Genomic DNA, 4,250 nt, shown 5'->3' on the forward strand with positions numbered 1-4,250 from the left:
AGATATAGTTCAGGCGAGAAAAATGGTCGCAGAGTCTGTAGAAATCTATAATCAGATGAGGCCTCATACAGCGCTAAAATACAAAACGCCCGATGAAGTACATCGAGCGTTTTAACTAAAAAGTGTCAACCCATATCAGGACGGGTCAGTTCGTCGTGTTCTCAGCTTGATTAAATCGTCACTACCACTCGCACTGCCAAGAGCATTAAAACGATGCCAGACAGTCGGTCAATGAGTACTGCTTTTGAACGAATACGATCAACGACGCGTGAGTTGGACAATACCAACGTGATAAAGGTGTACCACAAACCATCGACAACAAATGGCGTCGCCACGATAATCACTTGATTACTCAGATCATTTCCTAGTGCCACAAATTGGCTAAATAGTGCGATAAAGAACAACGCGATTTTCGGGCTTAGAATCGAAATAAGAAAGCCTTCTCGCGCCGATTGTAAAACCGTCGTATCTTCACCGGATTCGAGCTTCGCTGCCACACCACCTTTTGAGCGCAATGCATTGAAGCCTAAATACGCCAAGTAAGCAGCACCTGTCAAACTGATAGTCTTAAATAGCAATGGGCTTTGTTGAAGTACCACTGCCAAACCTATCAAGGTAATGAACGCATAAATAAAGATACCAAACGCGTGCGCCCATGCGGTTGCCAAACCATTCATGCGGCCACCAGCTAACGAGTGCTTAGCTACAATCGCTAAACTTGGACCTGGCGACATCGCCCCTAGTAAACACACGGTAAAAAGTGATAACCAAACTGTTAGTGTCATAAGAATCTCCCCTCTTTGACGCTAATCTATCAACGGAACAGGTATAATTAGAAATCAAAGTTTTTCATACTAACCATGATTTCAAATCATGGCCTAATAAGGCATTTATTATCGGATGGAATACTCTGAAATCTGCATGACCGAACGAATCTCTTCGCGCACCCATTTATGCGCTGGATCGGTATCGTATTTTGGATGCCACATTAACCAATACTGATGAATAGGCGTTTTGAGAGGCAGTGCTTTATGGGCTAAGTCCCAATGCTTCCCAAGATTGACCGCAATATGCTCTGGGACCACCATTAAATGTTCGCTTGAAACCAAACGATTGATGGCAGCAGAAAAGAAAGGCACTTTAAACGTAACATGGCGCGTATGGCCTAACTCTCTTAACGCCAAATCGGTGTAGGAATCTTTATCACCACCACCCGTCACTTTGATATGAGAGTATGAAATTAAATCTTCAACACTGATATGTTCTTGCTTTGCTAGCGGGTGAGAGGCTTTCATCAAACAGACTGACGAATCCTCACCAATCTTCACGCTAGACACACCCTGAGGCTTTTCTGGATACATGGAAGACGCGATATGAATACCAGTCTCATGAAGCTTATCGAGAAAGTCTGGCTGCCATAGTCGGTACGCCATATCTAACTGAGGAGCAAAGCCACTCAGATGAGAGGCAATGTCAGGGAGGACGTATTGGGCGACATAATCACTGGATGCAAAAACTAACTCTTCCTTCCAATCCGCAGGTTCGAAAGGTTTGTCATCGAGAAGATGGTCGAATTCCGATAACAAATCATCCAACTTCTCTTTTAGAAGCAATGCTCTTGGTGTTGGAATGAGTTGGTTACCCTGTCGAACCAATAAAGGATCGCCGCACAATTCACGTAACTGCGCTAATTGACGGCTTACCGCCGATTGGGTGATGTGCAAACGCTCCGCAGTTCTGCTCACATGGCACTCTTCAAGCAATACATGCAAAGAGCGCAGCAGATTCAGGTTAATGTTATTCAGCACGTTCTACCCACTTTGCGCGCCAATCTGCTGCTGCATACTCTTCTGGCCAATATTCAACTTGCTTGCAAATCAATCCATCTCGCACAGTGTGGAAAGTAATCGCGCGATCAGAGCGAACCCCATCACTCACCACCACATCGGTAACCACTTGCTCGCCATCCGCCACAATACGTTCAATGGTGAAGGTCCACTCACCTTCTGCGGGGTATGCAGAATTGAGCTCGGCAAAGTTCTTTCTGCCTCGAATCACTTCTTTGGTTAACGGCCAAATCACTTCACAATCTGGCGTAAGGCACTCCGCCGCCGCAAAGAAATCATTACCCTCCATCGCTTTCCAGAAGTTGAGGACGATGTCTTTCTCTGTCATTTTACGAACTTGCTCCCTGTGGTATTAAAGAACTCAGTCAACACGGTATGTGTCATGACATTACGAAGTTCTGGGTAACGTTGAATATGATCTCGAATCTCATTCAGACGAGCGATATTAGGCACTTCGACGAATAACATCATATCGGTTTCACCACTGATCGCATGGCACCATTTCACGCCATCGATTTTGTACAGATCATTCGCGTAGTTATCACAGTGATGGCTAGAGGCTGATGTATCAAACTTCAGCGCCATATACGCGCAAATCGTCGACTCTTTCGATGTTGCAATATCGGCATGATAGCCAAGGATCACTTGGTCATTTTCAAGCTTTTTGATTCGTGCGGTCACAGCAGAACGTGACAAGTTAACTTGCTCTGAGATTTCAGTAATAGAGAGACGGGCGTTCTGCCGTAAGAGGTCTATGATCTGATGATCAAATTTGTCCATAACATCACCAAGCTTTCCTTAATTTTGTCATTCTACTCAATTACAACTTATTGAAAACCGACAATTTGCGGTTTATCGGCAAAACAACCGTCATTTTGACGGTCGACAACATCATTTTGGTGTGCAGAATTTAGATATGCTTATGGCTTGCATTACCTAGACGTTCAGAGGTCGTTATGGAACAACTCAAAAAAGACATTACGCTGATATCCGGAATCGGTCAGCTTTCAACAACCTTAATGGGCACGGGTCTATTTATGATCCCAGCGATTGCCGCTGGCATTGCAGGTCACTTCTCGCTTTGGGCTTGGATTATCTTATTTATCGCTATTTGCCCTATCGCCCTTACCTTTGCTCAATTAGGCAAACGCTACCCAAGTGCTGGCGGCACAGCATTTTTCGTCCGCAAAGCCTTCAACAGTAAGCTAGAGAGCAGCGTGGCGTGGTTGTTCGTTAGCGTCATTCCTGTTGGTGTGCCTGCCGCTGTCGCACTTGCTGCAGGCTTTTTACAACAACTGTTACCAGAGTCCATTAGTAATCACCTTTTCGCTCAAATTCTCACGGTCGCTCTGTTAATGGTGGTCAACTTGCTCGGCACAAAATCATCAGGTCGCTTACAAACCATTATCGCACTGAGCATTTTTGCTCTAGTCGGTGCATTTCTGTGGAAAGGCGATGTTGGTTCTGTCGATTTAACCATGCCTGTCATTACGATGGATTCAACGTGGTCGATTGCAGCAGCTTTGGGCGTGATGTTCTGGTGTTTTGTTGGAATAGAAGCTTTTGCTCATATGGGCGAAGAGTTTAAGAACCCACAGCGAGACTTCCCAATTGCGATTATCGTTGGCTGTTTTGTCGCAGGCGCGACCTATTGGGCATGTTCTGTTGTGATACTAAAATTTGGTGCTTATGGCAGTGCAGAGTTCGACAGTGCATCGATTCCTTGGCTAAGTGCCCATCTATTTGGTGATCATGCCAAGTGGCTAATCAGTGTTATCGGCTTCTCTGCGTGTTTTGCGAGTGTGAACCTCTACACTCAAAGCCTTGCTCGAATGGTGTGGGCGCAAGCAAGAGAACACAAACCAACCAGCGCTATCGGGAGAGTGTCAGTTCGAGGCGTTCCAGCCAATGCCACTTTAATCGTTGGCGCTATATTGCTTGCTTCTTGTGTTATTGGCTCGTTATCCGGATTGGATTTGGAGTTCTTCCTTAAGCTTGCGAATGGTATTTTTGTGCTGGTCTATCTTCTAGCCATGCTTGCCGCTTACAAATTGCTACAAGGTTGGGGAAAGATCCTCGCGGGAATTTCTCTTGTGTTATGCACCGCAGTATTCATTTGCTTAGGTTGGTCTATGCTCTACGCCGTTACTATTTTTGCCATGCTCTCTTTACCGTGGAAGCAATGGCGAAAAAAGCACACTAGGCGGGTGACTGAATAAGTAAAACAAGTACCCAAAAAAGAAGGAGCCAAATGGCTAATGCCGTTCACTTAAGGTGATCGGCATTGTTTTTTCTAGGGTATCGGCTTGGCTTTTTCTTAACGACTCTAGGGAAGGATCTTTCTCTCCTAGGTTCAAGTATTAAGCTCTCACTCATTGAGTAGAAGTGTTGGAGTTGCCTCGG

Annotated in this window: 6 protein-coding genes and 1 pseudogene; 2 read left to right on the plus strand and 5 right to left on the minus strand. The window is 45.3% G+C overall.

Annotation, left to right across the window (positions count from 1 at the left end; all coding sequences use genetic code 11):
• Nucleotides 1-115 (plus strand): integrase core domain-containing protein (locus tag QTO06_RS25015; RefSeq protein WP_331407074.1); only part of this gene is annotated, 115 nt, incomplete at its 5' end.
• A gap of 55 nt (nt 116-170) precedes the next feature.
• On the opposite strand, the gene QTO06_RS25020 is transcribed toward QTO06_RS25015, so the two are convergent.
• From QTO06_RS25020 to QTO06_RS25035, 4 genes are all read right to left on the minus strand, one after another.
• The gene (locus QTO06_RS25020; protein WP_331410287.1) at nt 171-785 is read right to left on the minus strand and encodes a LysE family translocator; all 615 of its coding nucleotides are present in this window, start codon (nt 783-785) and stop codon (nt 171-173) included.
• A 108-nt stretch (nt 786-893) separates the two neighbouring features.
• A complete protein-coding gene (locus QTO06_RS25025) occupies nt 894-1,808 on the minus strand; it encodes a LysR family transcriptional regulator (protein WP_331410288.1) in 915 nt (304 codons plus the stop codon).
• Nucleotides 1,798-2,175, minus strand: coding sequence for a nuclear transport factor 2 family protein (locus QTO06_RS25030; RefSeq protein ID WP_331410291.1), 378 nt, complete (start codon nt 2,173-2,175; stop codon nt 1,798-1,800). Before QTO06_RS25030 ends, QTO06_RS25025 begins: the two co-directional genes overlap by 11 nt.
• Nucleotides 2,172-2,627: an Lrp/AsnC family transcriptional regulator gene (locus QTO06_RS25035; protein WP_331410292.1), complete on the minus strand. Its 456-nt coding sequence runs from the start codon at nt 2,625-2,627 to the stop codon at nt 2,172-2,174. Before QTO06_RS25035 ends, QTO06_RS25030 begins: the two co-directional genes overlap by 4 nt.
• 176 nt (nt 2,628-2,803) lie before the next feature.
• Here QTO06_RS25035 and yjeH point away from each other — a divergent pair, with 176 nt between their 5' ends.
• On the plus strand, nt 2,804-4,066 hold the full coding sequence (gene yjeH, locus QTO06_RS25040) for an L-methionine/branched-chain amino acid transporter (RefSeq protein ID WP_331410295.1): 1,263 nt from the start codon (nt 2,804-2,806) through the stop codon (nt 4,064-4,066).
• A gap of 46 nt (nt 4,067-4,112) precedes the next feature.
• On the opposite strand, the pseudogene QTO06_RS25045 reads toward yjeH, so the two are convergent.
• Nucleotides 4,113-4,250: pseudogene (locus tag QTO06_RS25045) on the minus strand (IS4 family transposase); the annotation flags it as partial.

The sequence above is a fragment of the Vibrio sp. M260121 genome (assembly GCF_036533715.1).
In the GTDB taxonomy this organism is placed as follows: Bacteria; Pseudomonadota; Gammaproteobacteria; order Enterobacterales; family Vibrionaceae; genus Vibrio.

Bases quoted from the DNA above. Each gene is read 5' to 3' on its own strand.
- QTO06_RS25035 (WP_331410292.1), bottom strand. From the start codon at position 2,627: ATGGACAAATTTGATCATCAGATCATAGACCTCTTACGGCAGAACGCC.
- QTO06_RS25020 (WP_331410287.1), bottom strand. From the start codon at position 785: ATGACACTAACAGTTTGGTTATCACTTTTTACCGTGTGTTTACTAGGG.
- QTO06_RS25030 (WP_331410291.1), bottom strand. From the start codon at position 2,175: ATGACAGAGAAAGACATCGTCCTCAACTTCTGGAAAGCGATGGAGGGT.
- yjeH (WP_331410295.1), top strand. From the start codon at position 2,804: ATGGAACAACTCAAAAAAGACATTACGCTGATATCCGGAATCGGTCAG.